Here is a 23,974-nt window from a genome sequence, read left to right on the forward strand (position 1 = left end):
GGGCTCCTCTCGTCGGGTGCGCCGGCTCCATCGTCGCCGGAACCGGCGCCGAGGACATGGCGGAACGGGCTGCCGGCTGCGCGGCGCGACCGCGGCGGCCGTATCAGCCGACCGTCACCTCATCCGGCGGGGACCGGTACAGCACGCCGTCGAGCGAGAAGCGGCTGCGCGGCCACCGAGCCAGCCCGAAGGCGAGCACCAGCAAGGTCACGTCGCGCGCCACCTCGGTGCCGTAGGTCGGGGACTCCCCCGCTCCGAGCTGGCCGCCCGACCCGAAACAGCCGCAGTCGATCTGCAGGCCCCGGGCCCACGCCGAGACGATTCCGACGATGAACATCGTCATCAGCAGGGCCGAGACCACGGCGGCGATGCGCACACCGAGCCCGACCACCAGCAGCACGCCGAGCACGATCTCGGCGAAGGGCAACCCGGCACCGAGCAACTGGGCGGCGATCTCCGGGAGCAGCCGGTAGGCGCGGACCGCGCGCACCGAGGCGTCGAGGTCGCCCGCCTTGAGCACGCCCGCGACGATCCAGACCACACCCAGGATGAGCCGGGCCAGCGTGGACAGCCACGACTGCCAGGGCCGCAGCCGGGATTCCGGGCCGTTTCCGCGCAGCGGCATCAGGCGGCGTCCCGCTCCGCGACCGGGGTCAGCCCACCGCCGGAGCCCGCGATCGGCCCGGCCGGCTCCGATCTCGGATCCGTTGCGCGCCCGAACCCGGTCGTGGGCCTGCCGAGCCGCCGACGCGGCACGTCCCCGCCGCCGTGCCGGTGCTGCCGCTGCAGCGCGAGGGCGAGCACCAGACCCACCAGCGCGAGGCTGTGCGTGCCCAGCCGGGCCAGGTCGACCCGGTCGGCCAGCAGGTCCACCAGGCTGAGCAGCCCGAGCACCCCGACGAACGCGCCGACCACGGCCACCAGCCCGGAAGCCCGCGCCGAGCTGCCCGCCACCCACAGGAAGCCCACCGCCAGGGCCAGGTTCCACGCCGAGCTCTCGTTGGAGATGTGCGCCGCGCTCGCCCCGGCCAGGCGGATGCCGTGGCCCACCGCGCCGGGCATCCCGGCCAGCACGACCCCGTTGACCGCGACCGCGAACTGGCCCAGGCCGACCGCGGCCAGCGCGACCCGCAGCGCCGACGGCCACCAGGGAGTCCGGGGCGGCGGGGCCGCGGCGAGCACGGCCGCGACGACGTCCGGGGTCTGCTCGGCGACCCGGGTACGGGTCAGCCGGGTGACGTGTGCCGCCCGGTCGGCGAAGGTCCAGCACTCGGAGCACTCCTCGAGGTGGACGTCGATCTCCTGCTCCTCGCCGGGCAGTTCCTCGCCGTCCAGTAGGGCCGACAACGCCTCCCGGCACTCCGCGCACTCCACACCACGATGGTCGTCGACAGGGCCCGGGCGGTTCCCGACGACCCCGGGACTACTGTGCGGACGTGACCGATCGCGTGGACGACGAGATCACCGGGTGGGCCCTGGCCGCCGGCCGGGGCGACCGCGACGCGCTCACCGCGTTCATCCGTGCCACCCAACGCGACGTGCACCGCTTCCTGGGCCACCTGGTCAACCCGCGCGAAGCCGACGACCTCGCCCAGGAAACCTACCTGCGCGCCCTCGGCTCGCTGCACCGGTTCGCCGGCCGTGCCGGGGGCCGGACCTGGCTGCTGTCCATCGCCCGCCGGGTGGCGGCCGACCACCTGCGCGCGGCGGGGCGCAGACCGCGGACCAATCCGGTCGACGACTGGGACGACGTCGCCCGTATCGATCCGCGGCCGGCCGCGGTGCGCTCCGGGGTCGACGAGGGCATCGCGCTGCGCGCACTCATCGAGACCCTCGACACCGACCGGCGCGAGGCGTTCGTGCTCACCCAGTTGCTCGACCTGAGCTACGCCGAGACCGCCGAGGTCTGCGGCTGTCCGATCGGCACCATCCGCTCCCGGGTCGCCCGCGCCCGCGAGGACCTGGTCACCGGGATGCGTGCACCGGCCGAGCCGGAGCGGCGGATCTCCGGCGCCTGAGCGCACCTCCCGCACCGAGCCCGGCTCGCGCGCTCGGAGACGACGCCGAGTGCCACCCCACCGCTGTTCGATCATGTCCTCAGGACCCTGGAGTGGCACTCGACGACGTGGCTACGCGGACGCCGGTATCCGACCGCTCGGCGGCCGCGGCCGGGCCGTCCGGGGCCGGGCGCAGCAGCGAACCGGCCACGCAGACGAGCAGGTTGAGCTACGACCCGGTCACCGCCGCGGCGGCGCCGGGCTGGGCAGGTGAGCTGAGCGGAAGCCACACCCCGGAGACCGAGGAGTGCGGCATCACCAGCGTGACCTACCGGGCCCGGCGCCCGTTCCACCCGGCCCGGCTGATGGCCGTGCTCGGCGAGTGGCAGGGACTGCTGCGCAGCAAGGGGTTCTGCCGGATCGCGACCCGTCCGCAGACCGTCGGGCTGTGGTCACAGGCCGGCTCGATCCCGCACTGCTCACCGACGACGAGCTGGCAGCGGGCCCGGAGGGCTGGCGCAGCCTGCCGGACCTGCTCCCGGCCTGGGACGACGTCCACGACCACTGATCAGCAGGGATGGGAGGTCAGGTAGCCGCCCATCCGCGTGAAGTACTCGACGCCGGTGTACTCACGGCCGTCGTCGGTGCGCAGCCGGTCGATGCGCAGGCCGGGGTTGCGACCGCGGCGGGCGTCGGCGCCGGCCACGATCACCACTCCCTGACCCTGCCGGATGAAGATCCGCCCCGGGGTGCCGCCGAACGGCGTCTCGGTGACCGACGCGGCGAGGATGCGCAGCCGCCGGTCGCCGTGGAAGCAGTAGGCGTTGGGGTACGGGTCGTGCTGCGCGCGGACGAGGTTGAAGACGTCGCGCGCGGACCAGGTCCAGTCGATCCGGCTGTCCTCCTCGGACCGGCGGTGGAAGTAGCTCGCAGCGCGCCGGTCCTGCGGCTGCCAGTCGGTGCGGCCCGACGCGATCAGCTCCAGCGCGTCGACGGTGATCGGGCCGAACATCGCCAGCGTGCGGTCGAACAGGTCGACGACCGTGTCCTCGTCGGTGACCGGTGTGGCCCGTTGCAGCACGATGTCGCCGGCGTCGAACTCGGCGTCCATCATGTGCGCGGTCACGCCGACCTCGGGCTCGTCGTTGATCAGCGCCCAGTTCAGCGGGGCGAACCCGGCGTAGGCCGGGAGCAGCGCGTCGTGCACGTTGAGGGTGCCGAGCCGCGGCAGGCCGAAGACCTCCGGGGGCAGCCAGGTGCGCCAGTTGGACACCACCATGATGTCCGCGTCCGCGGCGGTGATCGCGTCGACGACCTCGGCGTCGGCGGCCCGGTTGCGCACCAGCAGCGGGATCGAGTGTTCGGCGGCGAGTTCGGCCACCGACTCGTCGAAGATCTTCTCGTAGGCGTTGTCGCTGTCGGGATGGGTGACGATCAAGGGCACCTCGTGACCGGCGGCCAGGACGGCCTCGATCGTGCGGCGGCCCCAGGTCATGTAACCGAACGCGACGACGCGCATGCAGGTCTCCTCACTGCTCGACTGATCAAATAAGGGTAACCTTGCCAAACTCACCTGCTTGATAGCCAACCCTAACCTTGCCAAGATCGGGCGAATCGCCCGGGCAACACGGGCACCGGTGGTGATGTCGGACGGAGCGGGGATGCACAGGTGAATGGCGAGCAGATCACGGGACGGTCGGTCCTGCGGGGCTCGATCCGCGGGCAGCGGCGCCACGTCGGAGTCGCGTCGCTGCTGTTCATCGGGCACCAGACAGGTGAGGCACTGGTCCCGGTGCTGGTCGGCGTGGTGATCGACGAGGCGGTGACGACCGGCGACCCGCGGGCGCTCGCCTTCTGGCTCGTCGTCCTGGGGGTCGACTTCGCGGTGCTGTCGCTGAGCTACCGCTACGGGGCGCGCCGCTCCTGGCTGGCCGACGTGCGCGCCGACCAGCGGCTGCGGCTGCGACTCGCCGAGCGGGTGCTCGACCCGCGCGGCGGCGCCGAGGCCGGACGGCTCCCCGGGAGCCTGGCCACCATCGCCGTCGCCGACGCCAAGCGGGTCGGGATCGTGAACTTCGCGCTGCCCCTCGGCCTCGCCGCGGTCGCCGCGCTCGGGGTGGCCGCGATCGCACTTCTGCGGATCTCGCTGCCGCTGGGCCTGCTGATCCTGCTCGGCACGCCGCCGCTGCTCTACGCGGTACACCTGCTCGGCAAGCCGGTGGAGCGCCGCAGCGGCCCGGAGCAGGAACGCGCCGCGCAGGCCTCCGGCATCGCGGCCGACCTGGTCGCCGGCGTCCGCGTGCTCAAGGGCATCGGCGCCGAGCCCGCGGCGGTGCGCCGCTACGAGCGCACCAGCCAGGTGGCCCTCGCCGCGACGCTGCGCGCCACCGGCGCACAGGCCTGGTACCAGGGCGCCGTGCTCGCCGCGAACGGGATCTTCCTGGCTGTCGTCGCCCTGGCCGGCGGGCGGCTCGCCGCTCAGGGCGCGATCAGCGTCGGGGAACTGGTGGCCGCGGTCGGCCTGGCCCAGTTCCTGCTCACCCCCCTGTCGATCTTCGGCTGGGTCAACGGCCGGTTCGCCCAGGCCCGGGCCTCGGCCGCGCGGATCGCCGAGGTGCTCACCAGCGCGCCGGCGGTGACGGCGGGCGGCCGGCCGGTGCCGGATGCGGTGCCCGGCGCGGTGCGGCTGCGCGCCCTCACCCACGGCTCGCTCACCGGCCTCGACCTGGACGTGCCGGCGGGTGAGCTGCTCGGGGTGGTCGCGACCGACCCGGCCGACGCGGTCGCGCTGCTGGCCTGCCTGGGCCGCGAGGCCGACCCGGACGACGGCGCGGTCGAACTCGACGGGGTCGCGCTCACCGAGTTCACCCCGGAGCAGGCCCGCCGCGCGGTGCTGGTCGCCGCGCACGACGCCGAACTGTTCTCCGGGACGGTGCGCGACAACGTGCTCGCCGCGGCCGGCCCGGGCGCCGACCTCGAACCCGCGATGGCCGCCGCGCAGGCCGACCAGGTCGCCGACGCGCTCCCGGCGGGCCGGGACACCGAGATCTCCGAGCAGGGCCGCTCGCTGTCGGGTGGGCAACGGCAGCGGGTCGCGCTGGCCCGCGCGCTCGCCGCGAACGCACCGGTCCTGGTCCTGCACGACCCGACCACCGCCGTGGACACCGTGACCGAGGCCCGCATCGCCGCAGGGCTGCGCGACGTCCGTCGCGGCCGCACGACGATCGTGCTGACCACCAGCCCGGCGCTGCTCGCGGTCACCGACCGGGTCGTCGTCCTCGACGACGGCCGGGTCATCGCGCAGGGCCGGCACTCCGACCTGCTGCACGCCGACACCCACTACCGGAAGACGGTGCTGGCATGAGCCGGGAGCTGCTCCCCGTCGCCGGCGGCGCCCGCACCCGCGCCGCGATCGCCGAACTACTGCGCCCGCACCGGGTGCGCGCCGGCCTCGCGGTGGCGGCGCTGGTGGCCGGGGCCGCGGTCAGCCTGCTCGCGGCGCCGCTGCTGGGACGGATCGTCGACCTCGTGGTGGCCGGCCACCCGCCGTCGGCGATCACCGGGCCGGTGCTGCTGCTGGTCGCGGTGGCGATCGGTCAGGGGCTGCTCGCGGTGCTGGGCATCGCGCTGGTCGCCCGGGTCGGCGAGGGCATGCTCGCCGCGCTGCGCGAGCGCTTCGTGGGACGCGCGCTGGGCCTGCCCCTGGAGCGCATCGAACGGGCCGGTTCCGGCGACCTCACCTCCCGGGTGACCGCGGACGTGTCGCTGGTCGGCGATGCGGTGCGCGACGCGGTCCCGGAGTTCGCCCGCGCCGGCCTGATCATCGCGCTGACCCTGGTCGGGCTCGCGGTGCTGGACTGGCGGTTCCTGCTCGCCGCGCTGCTGGCCGTCCCGGTGCAGGTGGCCACCGCGCGCTGGTACCTGACCCGCTCGACCCCGCTGTACCGTGAGCAGCGCCTCGTCGGCGGCGCCCAGCAGCAGCAACTGCTCGACACCGTCGGGGGCGCCGCGACCGTCCGGGCGTTCCGGCTCCGCGGCGACCACACCGAGCGGGTCACCCGGCGCTCCCAGGACGTGGTCGACCTGGCGATGCGGGTGGTCCGGCTGCAGACCGGGTTCTTCGGCCGGCTCAACCTCGCCGAGTTCGCCGGCGCCGCGGCCGTACTGGCGACCGGGTTCTTCCTGGTCCGCGACGGAGCGGCCTCGATCGGCACGGTGAGCGCCGCGGCGCTGTACTTCATCAACCTGTTCACCCCGGTCAACCAGGTGCTGTTCCTGCTCGACACCGTGCAGTCGGCCGGGGCGAGCCTGGCCCGCATCGTCGGGGTGGCGGACCTGCCGCCGGAGCGGGAGCCCGAGCACCCGGTGCGCCCGGCCGACGCGTCGGTACGCGCCAAGGGCGTCGGCCACTCCTATGTGGACGGCCACGAGGTGCTGGACGGGGTGGATCTGGACATCGCACCGGGCACCCGGGTCGCGCTCGTGGGAGCCAGCGGGGCCGGCAAGACGACGCTGGCCAAGCTGCTCGCCGGGGTGCACCGGCCGGCCCGCGGCACGATCGACATCGGCGGCGCGGGTCTCGACGAGCAGGGCCCGGCCGTCGTCCGGGAGACGATCGCGCTGATCACGCAGGAGGTGCACGTCTTCGCCGGCCCGCTCGCCGACGACCTGCGGCTGGCCAAGCCGGGCGCCACCGCGGACGAGCTGCGCGCCGCACTGGCCGCGGTCGACGCGCTGCAGTGGGCCGAGGCGCTCACCGACGGGCTCGACACCGTCGTCGGGACCGGCGGGCACGCCCTGACGGCCGTTCAGGCCCAGCAACTCGCGCTGGCCCGGCTGGTGCTGGCCGACCCGCCGGTGGCGATCCTCGACGAGGCGACGGCCGAGGCGGGCAGCTCCGGGGCACGGGTGCTGGAGGGCGCCGCGCAGCGTGCGCTGGCCGGGCGCACCGGACTGATGGTCGCGCACCGGCTCACCCAGGCGGCCACCGCCGACACCGTGGTGGTGCTGGAGGCCGGCCGGGTGGTCGAGCAGGGCACCCACGACGAGCTCGTGACCGCCGGGGGCCGATACGCCCGGTTGTGGGCGGCGTGGTCGGACGCGCGTTGATCGGGACTTGACGATCGGGTTCGGGTAGGCAAACCTAACTCGACCGAATGATCCGGTATCGGCCCCTTCGCCCCGATGGAGGACCTCTGATGGCTCGCGCCACTTCCCTGCTCCCACCCCGCGGAGGGCCCCGGTTCGCCCGGGCGCTCGGCGCCGCCGCGCTCGTGATCGCAGCGGTGGCCGGCTGCGGCAACCGCGAGGCCCCGTCCCCGGCCGCCGGTGACGCCGCGCCGGGCGCCTTCCCCGTGACCATCACGCACTCCTTCGGCGAGACGACGATCCCGGCGGAGCCCAAGCGCGTCGTGGCCGTCGGGTTCAACGAGGCCGACTTCGTGCTCGCCCTCGGTGTCGTCCCGGTCGGGGTGCGCGACTTCATCGGCGAGTTCCCCGAACAGACCCGGCCCTGGGCCCAGGCGGCGCTCGGCGGCGCCACGCCCGAGGTCGTCGGCGGCAACGAGATCGACATCGAGAAGGTCGCCGCACTCAAGCCGGACCTGATCATGGGCGTCTACTCGTTCATGGACCAGAGCACCTACCAGACCCTCTCCAAGATCGCGCCGACGGTGCCCGCGCTCACCGGCGACGGTGCCGCCGCGACCTGGCAGGAACAGACCCGGGTCACCGGCAAGGCACTGGGCCGGGCGTCCAGGGCGGAGGAGGTCATCGCGGCCACCGAGAAGAAGTTCGCCGACACGAGGGCGGCCCACCCCGAGTTCGCCGGCAAGACCATGGCGCTGGACTTCATCGTCGAGGGCACGGCCTACAAGCTCGGCACCGACGACCTGCGCGCCCAGACCTTCTCCAGCCTCGGCTTCGACGTCGGCGCCACCACCGAGACCCTCAGCGACGAGCGCCTGTCCGAGCTCGACAAGGACGTGCTCGTCGTCGTGGGCGTGCCGAAACAGGCCCTCACCGACAACCAGGTGTTCCAGAACCTGAAGGCCGTCAGGGAGAACCGCGTCGTCTACCTCGGCGACTACGGCACCGAGTTCAGCGGCGCCATCGGCTTCGGCAGCCCGCTCAGCCTGCCGTACGCGATCGACATCGTCGCGCCGCAGCTGGCGTCGGCGCTGGGCGGCGGCGCCGGCTGACCTCGGCGCCACGACGACAGGGGCGGGACCGGTGAACGGTCCCGCCCCTGCGTGGCCGCCCGTCGGCTCCGGTCAGCCCTGCTCGGCCCGGACGCCGGCCTCGACCTTGTCGCCCAGGTCCTTGTCCACATTGCGCCAGTACTCGAAGGCGCGCTGCAGGACCGGCTCGGTCACCCCGTCGAGCAGGTGACCCACGATGTTGTCGGTCAGACGCTCCCGCGCGGGGTCGTCGAGCACCGTGCGGACCATCGTTCCGGCCTGGCCCCAGTCGTCGTCGTCCGGGCGCTTGGTGTAGGCGGTGCGCACCATGTCCCCGTCGGTGTGCCAGCCCACCGGCTTGTAGTGCTCGCTGTCGGCGCGCGGGCCGCCCTTGGAGTTCGGCGCGTACACCGGGTCCGACACGTTCACGTACCGCATCGCGCCGTCCTTGCTGTAGCTGTGCACGGGCGACTTGGGCGCGTTCACCGGGATCTGCTTGTAGTTCACGCCGAGGCGGTGACGGTGCGCGTCCGCGTAGGAGAACAGCCGGCCCAGCAGCATCTTGTCCGGGCTCGGGGCGGTCCCGGGCACGAGGTTGTTGGGCTCGAAGGCCGCCTGCTCGATCTCGGTGTGGTAATCGGTCGGGTTGCGGTCCAGCGTCATCCGGCCGACCTCGATCAGCGGGTAGTCGCCGTGCGGCCACACCTTGGTCAGGTCGAACGGGTTGAACCGGTAGGTCTTGGCGTCGTCGAACGGCATGATCTGCATCTTCAGCGTCCAGCTCGGGAATTCACCGCGCTCGATCGCCTCGTACAGGTCCCGGGTGTGGTAATCGGTGTCCACCGACGCCATGTGGTCGGCCTCGGCCTGGGTGAAGAACCCGATGCCCTGGTCGGTCTTGAAGTGGTATTTCACCCAGAACTTCTCACCGGCGGCATTGACCCACATGTAGGCGTGTGAACTGTAGCCGTTCATGTGCCGCCAGGTCCTCGGGATACCGCGGTCCCCCATCAGCCAGGTCACCTGGTGCGCGGACTCCGGCGACAGGGTCCAGAAGTCCCACTGCATGTCGTGGTCGCGCAGGTTGTTGCGGGCGAGGCGCTTCTGCGAGCGGATGAAGTGCTGGAACTTCAGCGGGTCACGGACGAAGAAGACCGGGGTGTTGTTCCCGACCATGTCGTAGACGCCCTCGCTGGTGTAGAACTTCAGCGCGAAGCCGCGGGGGTCGCGCCAGGTGTCGGGGCTGCCCCGCTCACCGGCCACCGTGGAGAACCGGGCCAGCATGTCGGTCCTCGTGCCCGGCTGGAACACCGCGGCCTTGGTGTAGGCGCTGACGTCGCTGGTGACCTCGAAACGGCCGAAGGCGCCGCCGCCCTTGGCGTGCGGCTGGCGTTCGGGTATCCGCTCGCGGTTGAACTGCGCCATCTGCTCGATGAGGTAGTGGTCCTGCAGAAGGACCGGTCCGTCCGGACCGACGGTGAGCGAGTACTCGTCGCTCTCGACCGGGATACCGGCATCCGTCGTGGTCGGAACGGGTTTCGACTGCGTCACTGCTGTGCCTCCTCGTGCTGGTCTGCGCCCGCGGGAGGTCCCGCGGTCGTGCAGCCGGGGTACCCGCCCCAGGACGCCGGCTCGGCCGCGTCGACCGTGACGCCGTGGTCCGCGCCCGGCGTACGGCCGGGCGCGTCCCGGCCGGTGGAGGCGAGAACCATGACGCGAACAACCCTCCCGCATCTCCTGGAACGAGCCAAGGCTTTCTGCGGGCGATCAGAATTGACCGGCAACCGGTCATCGAGCGGAAATCGCTCGCATTCGGACTCTATCCGGCTTGATCATAATCGCCGGCGGTCGGTGTCTCGAACGATCTCCGAAAACCGTTGTTCAGCGATTGGCGACATCGGCCGGCACGACGCCCGGTGCCCCCGGCCGCGCGGCGTCGGATCATGCCGTCGCGTCGCGCAGCACCCGCAGCAGCTGCTCCACCAGGCCGGCGGCGGTGTCGCGGTCGAAGCGTGCCAGCCGGTGGGTCAGCTCGGCGTGCACCGGGGCGTCGCCCGCGGACTCGTAGAAGCTGAGCGTCAGGTCGGCCGCCGTGCCGCCCACCGGCACCGCGTCGAGTCGGCCGAGCACGCCCTGCTCGGTTGCCATCCCGGCCTCCTCGTGGTGCACGAGCAGCACCGGCGGGCGGTGCAGCCCGGTCGCGGCGGCGACGTCGGCGAACGCCACGTCCTGGTGCTCGAGCGCGCCGAGGTTCGCCGCCCGGATCCGGGCGAGCAGCTCGTCGAAGCCGGAGGCGCCGGCGGTGTCGGTGCGCAGCACCAGCATCCCGGCGAAGCAGCCGACGAGGTCGACGAGCGCGGCCTCGCTGCGGCCCGCGGTGAACGAGGCGATCGGCAGGTCGGTGCCGGCGCCGCTGCGCGTCAGCACCGTGGCCAGCGCGGCCTGCAGGACCATGAACATGCTGGTCCGGGTGCGCCGGGCCAGGGCGTCGACGCCACGGCGCAGCGCCGGGTCGAGGACGAAGGCGATCGCCGCGGCGCGGTCGTCGTCCTCGGCCGCCGGGACGCCCAGGCTCAGGGTCGTCGGCACGCCGTGCAGCGTCGCGGGCCAGAACCGCCCGTCGACGGGCAGCCGCCGGGCCCAGCGGGCGTAGTCGGTGTAGCTCACCGGCAACGGCTCCCAGTCGGGTGCCCGGCCCTCGCACCGGGCCGCGTAGGCCCGGCCGAGGTCACGCAGCAGCGGTACGACCGACCACTCGTCGACGCCGAGGTAGTGCAGCACCAGCAGCAGCGCCTGCTCCCCCGCGGGCCCGGTCAGCAGGTGCGCGCGCAACGGCGGCTCGGCGGTCAGATCGAACGGGGCGGCGGCGAGCACCGTGAGCGCCGCCTCCAGGTCCGGTTCGTGAGTCCGCTGCAGCGCCGGGCCGGTGCCGCGGACCCGGCGGCGGGGTTCGCCGCCGTCGTCGCCGAACACCGTGCGCAGTGGCTCGTGCCGCCGCGCCACGTCGGCCAGCGCTGCCTCGAGGGCGGCGGCGTCGTAGGCCCGGTCCGGGCGCAGCACCAGCGCGTGATCGGGTCGCCGGGTCGCGCGGTGCCGCGACCAGCGCCAGCGCTGGACCGGGGCGAGCGGCTCGGCCTGCCCCGGCGGATCGCTGCGAACCAGCACGGGCCGCCCGCCCGAGGTTCCGCGCTCGCCGATCAGCCGGGCGAGCGCGGCGACCGTCGGGGCGTCGAACACGTCCCGGATGGTCAGGTCGGCGCCGAACGCCACCCGGACCCTGCCGATCAGCCGCATCGAGGCCATCGAGTGTCCGCCGAGGTCGAAGAAGCTGTCGTGGATGCCGACCTCGGGCAGGTGCAGGACCTCGGCGAACAGCTCCGCCAGCGTCTGCTGCTCGGGCGTCTCGGGGCGGCCGGCCCCGATGAGCGCCGACCAGTCCGGAGCCGGCAGCGCGCGCCGGTCGAGCTTGCCGTTGGGGGTGAGCGGGACCGGCCCGTCGAGGGTGACCACGGTGGCCGGGACCATGTACTCGGGCAGCCGCTCGGCCACGTGCGCGCGCAGCACCGCCGGGTCGGCGGGCTCGCCGGCGGGCACCACGTAGCCGATGAGCCGGGTCAGATCGCCGTCCTTCTCGGCCACGACGACGGCCTGGTTCACCGCGTCGTGGCCGGTCAGCGCGTCGGCAACCTCGCCGAGCTCGATCCGGAAGCCACGGATCTTGACCTGGTCGTCGGTGCGGCCCAGGAAGTCGAGGTTGCCGTCGCGGCGCCAGCGGGCCCGGTCGCCGGTGCGGTACATCCGCGCGCCCGGCGGCCCGAACGGCGACGCGACGAACCGCTCCGCGGTCAGCCCCGGGCGGCCCAGGTAGCCGCGGGCCAGGCCTCTGCCCGCCACGTAGAGGTCGCCGGCGACGCCGGGCGGCACCGGCCGCAGCCGCTCGTCGAGAACGTACGCGGTGGTGTTGGGGTCCGGGCGGCCGATCGGGACGGGGGCCCGCCAGCCCGGTTCGGCCCGCCACAGCGTCGAGTTCACCGTCGCCTCGGTCAGCCCGTAGGCGGCGAAGAGGTCCAGCCGCGCCGCCCACCGCCCGATGAGGTCCGGCGGGACGGTCTCGGTGCCGACCAGGACGGTCGTGCCGTCCGGGATCGCGCAGCCCGGCGGCAACGCCGCGACCAGCGACGGCGGCAGGATCGCGTGGCTGATCCGCTGCTCGCGCAGGAAGTCGGTGAGCGCGGGCCCGGCGACCCGGGCCTCGTCCGGGAGGATCACCAGCCGGGCGCCGAGGGTGAGCGACATCGTCAGCTCGAACGCCGCGACGTCGAACCCGACCGACGCGAACTGCAGGATCCGGCTGTCGGCGGTGACCCCCATCCGGTCGGCGGCGGTCGCGGCGAGGCTGCCGATCCCCTCGTGCGCGACCACGACACCCTTGGGCCGGCCGGTGGAGCCGGAGGTGTAGATGACGTAGGCGGCGTGGTCGAGGCCGGCGGGCCGCCGGCGCGCCGTCGGCCCGCCGGGCCGCGGCCCGGTCTCGGGCAGCAGAACCCGCGACAGCCCGTCGAGGCCGGGGATGCGCGCCGACTCGGCCGGGGTCGCCACCAGCGTCCGGGCGCCCGAGTCGGCCAGCACGTACGCGATTCGCTCGCTCGGGTGCTTCAGGTCCAGCGGGAGCCAGGCCGCCCCGAGCTTGAGCACGCCCAGCACCACGGCGACCATGTCGGCCGAGCGCGGCATTGCGACGCCGACGACGTCCTCGGCGCCCACCCCGTGGGCCGCGAGCAGGTCCGCGGCGCCCTCGGCGAGCGCGTCGAGTTGCGCGTAGGTCACCGACCGGGCCGCGTCGGCGACCGCGACGGCCTCGGGCGTGCTGCGCGCCCACCGCTCGAACGCGTCGATCAGCGTCTCCTCGTCGACGGTCCGTGCGGTCGCGGTGAACACGTCGAGGACGAGGGTGTGCTCGTCGTCGATGAAGACCTCGATCTCGTCGAGGGGGATGGCCGGGTCGGCCGCGACCGTGCGGGCGAGGACGGCGAACCGGTCGCCGAGCCGCTCGGCGGTGTCGCGGTCGAACAGGTCGGCCGCGTACTCCAGGTGCAGCGTGACGGCCCCGGTGTCGAGCTGCTCGGCGAAGCTGAAGACCAGGTCGAACTTGGCCGCCGTGGCCCCGGTCGGCTCCTCGGTGACGCGCACCCCGGGCAGGTCGAGCAGCTCCCCGCTGCGGGCGTGGTGGCCGACCATGACCTGGAACAGCGGGTTGCGGGCCAGCGCCCGCGGCGGGTTCAGCCGCTCCACCACTGCCTGGTGCGGCACGTCGGCGTGCGAGAACGCGGCCAGGTCGGCGTCGCGGACCCGGGCCGTGAGCTCGGCGAAGCCGGGGGCACCGGACAGGTCGGTGCGCAGCACCAGGGTGTTGACGAAGAAGCCGACGAGATCGTCGAGCCGCTCGTCGGTGCGGCCGGCGATCGGCGCGCCGAGCGGGATGTCGGTGCCGGCGCCGAGCCGGTGCAGCAGGGCCGCGACGGCCGCGTGCAGCACCATGAACATGCTCCCCCCGGTCTCCCGGGCGATGCCGCGCAACCCGGCGCAGGTGTCCGGGTCGAGCGGGACCTCGACGGTGCCGCCACGGAACGTGGGGCGTGCCGGCCGGGACCGGTCGGTGGGCAGCACCAGCTCGTCGGGCGCGCCGTCGAGGGTCGCGTGCCAGAAGTCGAGCTGGCGGGCGGCGAGGCTCGTCGGGTCGCCCGCATCGCCGAGCAGTTCCTCGTGCCACAGCGCGTAGTCGGCGTACCCGACGGCGAGCGGTGTGAACGCCGGCGCCTGTCCGGCCCGGCGCGCCCGGTAGGCCGTCGCGAGGTCGGTCAGGAACGGCCGGTCGGACCACTCATCCGTCGTGATGTGGTGCAGCAGCAGCACGAGCACGTGCTCGCCGGGCCGGACCGTGATCAGCGTGGCACGCAGCGGCAGCTCGGTGGCCAGGTCGAACGGGCGCTCCAGCTCGGCGCGGACCAGATCGTCGAGCTCGTCGGCGCCCGCGTCGAGCCGGGCGAACGGCACCCGGGCGCCGGCGAGGATGCGCTGGACGGGCACGCCCCCCTCGTCGGGGGTGAACACGGTGCGCAGCGTCTCGTGCCGGGCGACGACGTCGTGCAGTGCCGCGTCCAGCGCGGCCGCGTTGAGATCCCCGCGCAGCCGCAGCACGAGCGGGAAGTTGTAGGCGGCCGAGGTCCCCTCCATCTGCTGGATCAGCCAGAGCCGCTGCTGAGCGGCCGACAGCGGGAGCCGGTCGGGGCGCTGCACCGGCCGCAGCTCGGGCCGGGCCGCCCCGCTGCGCCGCGCCGCGCGCAGCGCCAGCGCCGCCACCGTCGGTGCCTCGAACAGATCGCGCAGCACCAGCTCGGCCGCGAGCGCGGTGCGGGCCCGGCTGAGCAGTCGGGTGGCGAGCAGCGAGTGCCCGCCGAGGTCGAAGAAGTCGTCGTCGACCCCGACCCGGTCCAGGCCGAGGACCTGCGCGAACAGCTCGCACAGCAGCTGCTCGTGGCGCCCGCGGGGGGCCCGGCCTCCGCCGGCCGGGGTGATGTCGGGCCGGGGCAGCGCGGCGGTGTCGAGCTTGCCGTTGACGGTCAGCGGCAGCGCGTCCAGCGCGACGACCGCCACCGGGACCATGTGGTCGGGCAGCCGCTCCCGCAGGTGCTCGCGCAGCGGGGGCTCCGCCGCGCCCGGCTCCAGGACCACGTAGCCGACGAGCCGGGCGATCCCGCCGGGCCCGGACCGGTCGGCGATCACCGCGGCCTGCGCGACCGCCGGATGAGCGGTGAGCGCGGCCGCGACCTCGCCGGGCTCGACCCGGTAGCCACGGATCTTCACCTGGTCGTCGGTGCGGCCGAGGAAGTCCAGGGTGCCGTCCGGGCGGCGGCGCACCAGGTCGCCGGTGCGGTACATCCGCCCGCCGGGGGTGTGCGGGTCGGCGACGAACCGCTCGGCGGTGAGCGCGAACCGGTCGAGGTAGCCGCGGGCCAGCCCCGCCCCGGCGATGTACAGCTCGCCGGGCACCCCGTCCGGGACCGGGCGCAGCCAGCCGTCGAGGACGTGCGCGCGGGTGTTGACGATCGGCCGGCCCACCGTCGGGGTGGCGCTGTCCGCGGTTCCCCCGCCGAGGGCGTTGATCGTGTACTCGGTGGGGCCGTAGAGGTTGTAGCCGCAGGTCCCGGGGGTGTCGCGCAGCGCCGCCCAGACCGCGTCCGAGACGGCCTCGCCGCCGAGCAGCACCAGCGGCGGGCGGTGCCGGCCGGCCCCACCGGCCAGTAGGCCGACCTCGATCAGCGCAGCGGCGTAGGTCGGGGTCACGTTGACCACGTCGATCGCGTGCGCGTCGCAGTACCCGACGAGCGCCTCGGCGTCGCGGCGCAACTCCTCGTCGCACACGTGCACCTCGTGGCCCTCGACGAGCCAGAGCAGCTCCTCCCAGGACATGTCGAAGGCGAACGAGACGGTGTGCGCGATCCGCAGCCGCCGCCCGCCGGCGGCGTCGAGCACCGGATCGAAGATCTCCGCGCGGTGGTTGAGCTGCATGTTCGTCAGCCCGCGGTAGGGCGTCACGACACCCTTGGGCCGGCCCGTCGAGCCCGACGTGTAGATCACGTACGCCGGGAACTCCAGCCGGTCGGGGTTGCTGCGGGCGAACCGGCCCAGCTCGGCGTCGGACAACGGTCCGGCCGGCAGAGCCGCACGTTCGGCCGCCACCGCCGGGTCGTCCAGCACCACCGCGGGCACCCCGGCGGCGGCCAGCGAGCCGCCGACCCGGGCCACGGTGAGCAGGCAGACCGGCGCGGCGTCGGCGAGGGTCGCGACGAGCCGCTCGACAGGATGGTCGAGCTCCAGCGGCAGGTACGCCGCCCCGGTGCGCAGGACGGCGAACAGCGCGATCACCGTCTCGGCCGACCGGGGCAGGCCGAGCGCGACCACCGTCTCCGGGCCGGCGCCGCGGGCCAGCAGCAGCCGGGCGGTGCGGTCGATCGCCGCGTCGAGCTCGGCGTAGCTCAGTCGCTGCCCCCCCGCGACGAGCGCGGTGTCGTCCGGGATCCGCGCGGCCCGCTGCGCGAGCAGGTCGGCGATGGTGTCGGTGCCGATCGCCTGCTCGGCGCCGGCGCGGCCCGCGACGATCGCCGCCCGCTCGGCCGGGAGCAGCGCGTCGAGCCGGGCGGCCGGGACGCCGGGGTCGGCGAGCAACTGGTCGAGCAGCAGCAGGAACCGGTCCAGGTAGGTCTGCGCAGCCGCGCCGTCGACGATGTCCGGCAGATGCGCGAGGCTGAGCCGGATCCGCTCCCCGGGGGTCACGATGAGGTTCAGCGGGTAGTGCGTGGCGTCCACATTGGCCATCGTGGTGATCCCGTAGCGGGCCCCGAGCTCGGCGACCCGCTTGTCCCCGCCCTCCGGGCGGTACACGAACAGCGTGTCGAACAGCCGCCGGTGCCCGGCCGCGCGCTGGATCTCACCGAGCCCCAGCGACTCGTGCGGGAGCAGTGCGAGCCGCTCGGCCTGCACCCGGCGCAGCAGGTCGAGCACCGGCTCACCGGGTGCGAACGCCATCCGGGCCGGGACCGTGTTGAGGAACAGCCCGACGGTGGTCTCGACGTCCGCGACAGCGGCGGGGCGCCCGGCCACCGCGGTGCCGAACACGACGTCGTCGCGCCCGGTCGCGGCGCCGAGCACGAGTCCCCAGACGGTGCTCAGCACGGTGTTCGCGGTGAGGCCGTGCTCGCGGGTCAGCGCCCGCAGCCGCTCGGCGGTGGCGGCCGGGAGCTCGACGTCGAGGGTCCGCGGCGGGACGCGCGCCGGGCCGGCCGCCGGCGCCACCAGCGTCGGCTCGTCCAACCCGGACAGCGCGGTCCGCCAGGCCGTGGCGGCGGCGTCGGTGTCCTGCGCGGCCAGCCAGGCCAGGTGGTCGCGGTAGGACCCGGCGGGCGCCGGCGGGTCGCCGTGGTAGGCCGCGAACAGCTGCTCCACGAAAAGCCACGCCGACCAGCCGTCCCACAGCAGCAGGTGCCGGTTGATGACCAGCCGGTCCCTGTCGCCGAGGCGGACCAGCAGCAGCCGGAACAGCGGCGGCCGGGCCAGATCGAAGCAGGTGGCCCGGTCGGCGGCCATCAGCTCGGCGAGCCGAGCGTCGCGTTCGGCGTCGGCGAGACCGGACAGATCCACCTCGCTGACCGGGGGTTCGAGCTCCGCCGCGACGAACTGCACCGGCCCGTCGAGGTCCTCGCTGGTGAACCCGGCGCGCACGGAGGCATTGCGGTCGAGCACCGTGGCGCAGGCCGCGCGCAGCCGGTCGAGGTCGAGCCGGTGGTCGAGGTCGATCGTCTCCTGGATCGTGTAGACGTCGGCGCCGGCGCCGGCGAGGCTCGCGTGGAAGAACAGCCCGTCCTGCAGCGGGGACAGCGGCCAGACCTCGGCCACCGGCACCGGGCTGACCCGGCGGACCTGGTCGAGCTCGGCCTCGCCGACCGCGGGCAGCGCCGCGGCCGCCGGGGCGTCCGCGGCACCGGCCAGCGCGGCGATCCCGGCCGGGGTGCGGCCGGTGAACACGTCCTGCGGGGCCACCGGCAGCCCGGCCCGCCGCGCCCGGCTCGACACGCTGATCGAGGAGATGCTGTCCCCGCCGAGGGCGAAGAAGTCGTCGTCGACGCCGATCCCGGGCACCCCGAGCACCTCGGCGAACACCGCGCAGAGCACGCGCTCGGGGTCGGTGCGTGGCTCCCGCACCGGCCCGGCAGGCACCGGCGCGAGCGGGGCGGGCAGCGCGGCCCGGTCGAGCTTGCCGCTGGGGGTGAGCGGCAGGTCGTCGAGCAGCACGAACGCCGAGGGCACCATCGGCTCGGGCAGCGCCGCGGCCAGCGCGGCGCGCAGCAGCGCGGGGTCGGGCGTGGCCGGTGGCGCCCCGGGACCGCGCGCCGCCCCGGCGGCGGGCACCACGTAGGCCACCAGCGTGTGCGCGGCACTGTCCCGGCGGGCGACCACCGCGGCCCGCGCCACCTCCGGCAGGCCGGTGAGCGCGGCCTCGATCTCGCCCAGCTCGATCCGGTTGCCGCGGACCTTCACCTGCTGGTCGGAGCGGCCCAGGTACTCCAGCGCACCGTCCGGGCGGCGGCGCACCACGTCGCCGGTGCGGTACATCCGCTCCCCCGCACGCTCGGGATCGGCGACGAACCGGTCGGCGGTCAGCCCGGGCCGGGCGTGGTAGCCGCGGGCGAGCTGGACGCCCGCGAGGTACAGCTCGCCGGGCATCCCGTCGGCCACCGGGCGCAGGCACGGGTCCAGCACGTGCAGCCGGGTGTTCCACACCGGACGTCCGATGGGAACGGATGCGCCGTCGTCCCCGGAGCACGGGAAGTAGGTCACGTCGACGGCGGCCTCGGTGGGCCCGTAGAGGTTGTGCAGCGGCACGCCGGTGAGCTCCAGCCAGCGCGCGGCGACCGGTGCGGGAAGCGCCTCGCCGCTGGAGAACACCCGGCGCAGGCTCGCGGCCCAGGACGGGTCGGCGGTCACCTCGTCGGCGGCGAGGAACGCCTCCAGCATCGACGGCACGAAATGCATGGTGGTGATCCGCCCGTCCCGGACCAGCCCGGCCAGGTACCCCGGATCGCGGTGCCCGCCCGGCCGGGCCAGCACGACGGCGGCGCCCGTGCACAGCGCCCAGAAGAACTCCCAGACCGACACGTCGAAGCTCGCCGGGGTCTTCTGCAGCACCCGGTCACCCGCGCCGAGGCCGTACTCGTGCTGCATCCACGCGAGCCGGTTGACGATCGCGCGGTGGGTGACGACGACGCCCTTGGGCCGCCCTGTCGAGCCGGAGGTGTAGATCAGGTACGCGGCGTGGTCCCCGGCGGTGGCGACCGCCCCGGCGACGACCTCACCGGTGTCCTCGACGAGCAGCATGCGCACGCCGGGGACCGCGGGCACCCGGGCGGCCGCATCGGCAGTCGTCACGACGATGCCGGCAGCGGCGTCGGCGAGCATGAACTCCAGCCGCTCGGCCGGGTAGTCCAGGTCCAGCGGCAGGTAGGCCGCCCCCGACCGCAGCACACCGAGCAGCGCCACCATCAGCCCCGCCGAGCGCGGCACCGCGACGGCCACGACACGGTCCGGGCCCGCGCCGGCCGCCTGCAGCCGGCCGGCGAGCTCGCCGGCCCGGCGGTCCAGCTCGGCGTAGGTCAGGGTGGCGTCCGCGGCGACGACGGCCGTCGCGTCCGGGGTCCTGGCGGCCTGGGCGGCGATCAGCCCGGTCAGCGTCGCGGCCGGGACGTCGTGCACCGCGCCGCCGGGCGCGGTGCACGCGCCGGGATCGGCGGCGGCCCGCAGCGGGATCGACGCCACCGGCGCGTCCAGGTCCGCGGCCAGCGCGTCGAGCGTCCGGCGCAGCTGCTCGGCCAGCAGCGACGCGGCGTCCTCGGGCACCCGGGTGGGGTCGTACTTGAGCGTGAGATCGAGCTGGGGTCCGGTGCCCACGATCAGTGCGACCGGGTAGTGCACGGCGTCGAGGACCTCGACGCCCTCGACCCGCAGCCCGGCGCCCGGCTCCTGGTCGCGCGGGTAGTTCTCGATCACGACCAAGGAGTCGAACAGCTCCGGCAGCCCGGCCAGGCGCTGCAGCTCCCCGAGCCCGAGGTGCTGGTGGTCGAGCAGCCCGGTCTGCGCCTGCTGCAGCCGGCGCAGCGGCGCCGCCAGCGGCTCGCCCGGCTCCCAGCGCAGCCGCACCGGGATCGTGTTGATGAACAGTCCGACGGCCGACTCGAGGCCGTCGACGTCGGCGTCGCGGCCGGAGACGGTGCTGCCGAACACGACGTCGCGCCGCCCGGTGAGCTGGCCGAGCAGCAGGCCCCAGGCACCGTGCAGCGCGGTGCCCAGGGTCAGGCCGCGGCCCCGCGCCGCGGTGACCAGCATGGTCGTCGCCCGCTCGTCGAGGGTGAACCGGAGCTGGGCGTGCCGGCCGGCGCCGGGACCCCCGGGCGGCGGACCGGGGACGACGGCGGGCAGCAACCGGGTGGGCTCGTCCAGCCCGGCCAGCTCGGCGCGCCACGCCTCCCGCGCGGCGTCGGCGTCGCGGCCGGCGAGCCGGCCGAACCACTCCCGGTGCCGCGCGAGGGCACCGTCGTCGGCCGGGACGGGCGCTGCGGCGACCCGGGCCCGGTAGGCCGCGAGCAGGTCGCGCACCAGCACGACCACCGACCAGCCGTCGAGGACGATGTGCTGGAAGGTGAGGACGAGCCGGGCGCGCCCGGGTTCGAGCCGGAGCAGGGTGGCGCGCAGCAGCGGCGGGCGGGCCAGGTCGAAGCGGCGGGCGCGGTCGGCGTCGATCACCGCGGCGGCCCGCCGGTCCTGGTCCGCGGGGACCAGGCCGGACAGGTCGACCTCGTCCCAGGGCAGCGCGACCCGTGCGGCGACCGCCTGCACGACCCGGCCGTCGGCGAGCTGGGCGAATCCGGCACGCAGCTGCGGGTGCCGGTCGAGCAGGTCCTGGGCGGCGGCGCGCAGCGCCGCCACGTCGATCTCGGGTCCGGCGAGGTCGAAGACCTCCTGGATCGTGTAGACGTCGGGGCCCTCGGCGTCGAGCGCGGCGTGGAAGAAGAAGCCCTCCTGCAGCGCCGACACCGGCCACACGTCGGCGATCTCGCCGATTCCAGCGAGCTCCAGCCGGGCGGGGGTGTCCAGCTCGGCCAGCGGGCCTGTGTCCGGCGCGGGCGCGCCGGCCCGGACGGTCGCGACCGGCGCGAGCCCGGCGACCGTGCGGGCGGTGAAGACCTGCCGCGGGGTGACCAGCAGCCCGGCCGCGCGGGCCCGGACCACCAGCTGGATGGTGACGATGCTGTCGCCGCCGAGGGCGAAGAAGTCGTCGTCGACACCGATTCCGGGCATCCCGAGCACCTCGGCGAACAGCGCGCACAGCAGCTGCTCGCGCGGGGTGCGCGGGCGGTGCCCGGTGACCTGCGCGGCCAGGTCCGGCGCCGGCAACGCGGCCCGGTCGAGCTTCCCGTTGGCCATCACCGGCAGCGTGGGCAGCGCGACGACGGCGGCCGGGACCAGGTAGTCGGGCAGCCGGTCGCGCAGGTGCTCGCGCACGGTCGCGACCAGCGCGTTCACGTCGCGGAACGGCGCGGGGACGTTCGCCAGGGCGGCCGGGTCGGTCCCGCGGCCCGGCCGGTACGCGGGTCCGGCGACCGCGCCGGGCGCGGCGAACACCACGTCGATCCGGCCGTCGCCGGCGTCGGCGGTCCAGGTGGCGGCGGTGCGGTAGCCGAGTTCGGCGCCGAGGGCGTGCAGCTCCTCGGGGTCGACGCCGGGTCCGGGGCCGGCGCCGCCGTCCACGGCCTGCAACGCCCGCAGGTCGGGGGCGAGCCGCGCATTGGGCACACCGGTGACGCGCAGCGCCGCCGGGCGGTGCCCGCGCAGGTGCGCGGCGAGGGTGGCGAGATCCCGCACCGTGCCGGCGGCGACATGACCGGCCGGGCCGGCGGCTTCCGCGGCGCCCGTTCCGCTTCCGGCCCAGAGCACTTCGGCGGGCGCCGTCGCGACCGGGTCCCCGCCGTCCCCCGCCACCCGCAGCACCACGTCGTAGCGGTACCGGCTCAGCTCGTCGTGCGCGGTAGCCCGCTTGATCTCCAGGTCCACGGCGGTCAGCTCCGGGAGGACCGAGCGCAGGGCCGGGAAGAAGTCGGGCTCGCAGAGCAGCTCGCCCTCCCACGCCACCCCGGCGTCGACGGCCCGGCGCAGCGCGATCGGGTCGGCGGCACCACCGCGGGCGGCCGCCACCCCGGCCCGGAACACCCGCAGCAGGCCGCGGTGCCGCACGTCCCCGACGAAGATCGCCCCGCCGGGCGCCAGCAGCGCGGCGGCCCGGCGCAGCACGTCGATCAGGTAGGCCGCACCCGGGAAGTACTGCGCCACCGAGTTGATCACGATGGTGTCGAACGAGCCCGGCTCGCCCCCGATCTCGTGCGCCGCCCGGGCCTCCAGCTCGACCCTGCCGGCCAGCACCGGATCGGCGTCCACCCGGCGCCGCAGCGCGGCGATCGCCTCCTCGGAAAGGTCGATGCCGCGGTAGAGCTCGCAGTCCGGCGCGAGCTCGGTGAGCAGCAGGCCGCTGCCCACGCCGATCTCCAGCACCCGGCGCGGCGCCAGGGCCCGGATCCGGGCCACCGTCGCGTCGCGCCAGGCCCGCATGGCCGAGCGCGGGATGGGTGCCCCGTCATAGGTCGAGTTCCAGCCGGCGAAGCCGTCCTCGAACGCCGCGGACCGCTCGTCGGCCGCGGCGTACAGCAGCTCGTGCAGCTCCTTCCAGGCCCCGACCTGCTCGTCCCCGGCGGGGGCTGCGGTCTGCGGCACCACGTAGGCCACCAGCCGCCGGTCCCCGGGCCGGTCCTCGCGGACCTGCACGGTCGCCTGCGCCACGCCCGGGTGCCCGGCCAGCACCGACTCGATCTCCCCGGGCTCGATCCGGTAGCCGCGGATCTTGACCTGGTCGTCGACCCGGCCCAGGAAGTCCAACACCCCGTCGGCATCGCGGCGCACGACGTCGCCGGTGCGGTACATCCGTTCCCCCGGACGCCCGGGGTCGGCGACGAACCGCTCGGCGGTGAGGTCCGGGCGGCCCAGGTAGCCGCGGGCCAGCCCGGGCCCGCCGAGGTAGAGCTCGCCGGGCTCGCCGGCCGGGGCGGGCCGGAGCCGGTCGTCGAGCACGTACGCGGTGGTCATCGGGTCCGGGACACCGATCGGCACCGACGTGCCGCGCAGCCGGTCGGGGTGGCTCTCGCCGAGGGTGGAGTTCACGGTGGCCTCGGTCGGGCCGTAGGCGTTGAACATCCGCCGCCCCCGCCCCCAGCGGGCCACCAGCTCGGGCGAGACCCGTTCGGTGCCGGCGAGCAGGGTGGCCGACGGCAGGGTCACGTCCGGCGGCATCGCGGCGAGCAGCGCCGGCGGCAGGATCATGAACGTGACGCCGTGCGCGTGCGCGTAGTCGGCGAGCTCGGGCCCGGGCACCCGGCGCTCGGCGGGCACGACGACGAGCCGCCCGCCGGACAGCAGCGCGAGGCACAGGTCCCAGAACGCCACGTCAAAACTCGGCGAGGCGAACTGCAGGATCCGGCTGTCCGGGCCGACGCCGAACCGCTCGGTCTGGGTCGCGACGAGCTTGGCCACTCCGGTGTGCGAGAGCACGACGCCCTTGGGACGGCCGGTCGAGCCCGAGGTGTAGATGACGTACGCCGCGTTGTGCACCCGCAGCGCCGGCGCCGGGTCGGAGGCGGGGGCGGCGGCCAGTTCGCGGCGGGTGCCCGGGTCGTCGAGCAGCAGGACCGGCGCCTGCGCGGCACCGAGTTCGCCGGCGAGCGCGGTGGTCGCGACGACGACGGCGGGGTCGGCGTCGGCGATCATGTAGCTGATCCGCTGCGCCGGATGGTCGGGGTCGATCGGCAGGTAGGCCGCACCCGCCTTCAGCACCGCCACCTGGGCCACGACCATGTCGATCGAGCGCGGCAGCGCGAGCCCGACCACCCGCTCGGGACCGGCCCCGCGGCCGCGCAGGACGTGCGCGAGCCGGTTCGCGCGCGCGTCGAGCTCGGCGTAGGTCAGGCTCGTGTCCTCCAGCACGACCGCGACCGCGTCCGGTGCGCGGCGGACCTGCGCGGCGAACAGCGCGGGCCACGTCGACGCGCCGCCGGAGCCACCGCCCCGCTGCCGGTCGGTCATCGGGTGGCGGTCGTTCTCGGACGTCTCGGAGGTCGTGGTCACCATCGGCTCCATCGGCAC

General features: G+C 74.9%; 11 protein-coding genes. 5 read left to right on the forward strand and 6 right to left on the reverse strand.

The window, feature by feature from the left end:
- Nucleotides 1–103: 103 nt before the first annotated feature.
- Complete coding sequence (locus HF526_RS02795) at nucleotides 104–625, reverse strand: MauE/DoxX family redox-associated membrane protein (RefSeq protein WP_169379619.1); 522 nt, start codon at nucleotides 623–625, stop codon at nucleotides 104–106.
- A complete protein-coding gene (locus HF526_RS02800) occupies nucleotides 625–1,374 on the reverse strand; it encodes a zf-HC2 domain-containing protein (RefSeq protein ID WP_169379620.1) in 750 nt (249 codons plus the stop codon). Before HF526_RS02800 ends, HF526_RS02795 begins: the two co-directional genes overlap by 1 nt.
- 62 nt (nucleotides 1,375–1,436) lie before the next feature.
- Here HF526_RS02800 and HF526_RS02805 point away from each other — a divergent pair, with 62 nt between their 5' ends.
- Nucleotides 1,437–2,018 (forward strand): sigma-70 family RNA polymerase sigma factor, encoded by a 582-nt coding sequence (locus HF526_RS02805; protein WP_169379621.1) that lies wholly within the window; start codon nucleotides 1,437–1,439, stop codon nucleotides 2,016–2,018.
- Between the two features lie 92 nt (nucleotides 2,019–2,110).
- On the forward strand, nucleotides 2,111–2,590 hold the full coding sequence (locus tag HF526_RS36755; protein ID WP_338051254.1) for a GTP-binding protein: 480 nt from the start codon (nucleotides 2,111–2,113) through the stop codon (nucleotides 2,588–2,590).
- On the opposite strand, the gene HF526_RS02815 is transcribed toward HF526_RS36755, so the two are convergent.
- Nucleotides 2,566–3,516: a methionyl-tRNA formyltransferase gene (locus HF526_RS02815; RefSeq protein WP_169379622.1), complete on the reverse strand. Its 951-nt coding sequence runs from the start codon at nucleotides 3,514–3,516 to the stop codon at nucleotides 2,566–2,568. The two genes, HF526_RS36755 and HF526_RS02815, sit on opposite strands and share 25 nt — an antisense overlap.
- A gap of 150 nt (nucleotides 3,517–3,666) precedes the next feature.
- Here HF526_RS02815 and HF526_RS02820 point away from each other — a divergent pair, with 150 nt between their 5' ends.
- The 3 genes from HF526_RS02820 to HF526_RS02830 all read left to right on the forward strand — a co-directional run bounded on the left by HF526_RS02820 (nucleotide 3,667) and on the right by HF526_RS02830 (nucleotide 8,197).
- Nucleotides 3,667–5,361 (forward strand): ABC transporter transmembrane domain-containing protein, encoded by a 1,695-nt coding sequence (locus tag HF526_RS02820; RefSeq protein ID WP_169379623.1) that lies wholly within the window; start codon nucleotides 3,667–3,669, stop codon nucleotides 5,359–5,361.
- Nucleotides 5,358–7,106 carry an ABC transporter ATP-binding protein gene (locus tag HF526_RS02825; RefSeq protein WP_169379624.1) on the forward strand — a complete coding sequence of 583 codons (1,749 nt, stop codon included), beginning with the start codon at nucleotides 5,358–5,360 and terminating at the stop codon, nucleotides 7,104–7,106. Before HF526_RS02820 ends, HF526_RS02825 begins: the two co-directional genes overlap by 4 nt.
- Before the next feature lie 89 nt (nucleotides 7,107–7,195).
- On the forward strand, nucleotides 7,196–8,197 hold the full coding sequence (locus HF526_RS02830; RefSeq protein ID WP_169379625.1) for an iron-siderophore ABC transporter substrate-binding protein: 1,002 nt from the start codon (nucleotides 7,196–7,198) through the stop codon (nucleotides 8,195–8,197).
- A 72-nt stretch (nucleotides 8,198–8,269) separates the two neighbouring features.
- Here the strand turns inward: HF526_RS02830 and HF526_RS02835 are convergent, their stop codons facing one another.
- From HF526_RS02835 to HF526_RS02845, 3 genes are all read right to left on the reverse strand, one after another.
- The gene (locus HF526_RS02835) at nucleotides 8,270–9,727 is read right to left on the reverse strand and encodes a catalase (protein WP_169379626.1); all 1,458 of its coding nucleotides are present in this window, start codon (nucleotides 9,725–9,727) and stop codon (nucleotides 8,270–8,272) included.
- Nucleotides 9,724–9,888: a hypothetical protein gene (locus HF526_RS02840; protein ID WP_169379627.1), complete on the reverse strand. Its 165-nt coding sequence runs from the start codon at nucleotides 9,886–9,888 to the stop codon at nucleotides 9,724–9,726. Before HF526_RS02840 ends, HF526_RS02835 begins: the two co-directional genes overlap by 4 nt.
- Nucleotides 9,889–10,117: 229 nt before the next feature.
- Nucleotides 10,118–23,956, reverse strand: coding sequence for an amino acid adenylation domain-containing protein (locus HF526_RS02845; protein WP_338051255.1), 13,839 nt, complete (start codon nucleotides 23,954–23,956; stop codon nucleotides 10,118–10,120).
- Between the last annotated feature and the right edge of the window lie 18 nt (nucleotides 23,957–23,974).

This window comes from Pseudonocardia acidicola (genome assembly GCF_012911935.1).
Taxonomy (GTDB): Bacteria; Actinomycetota; Actinomycetes; order Mycobacteriales; family Pseudonocardiaceae; genus Pseudonocardia; species Pseudonocardia acidicola.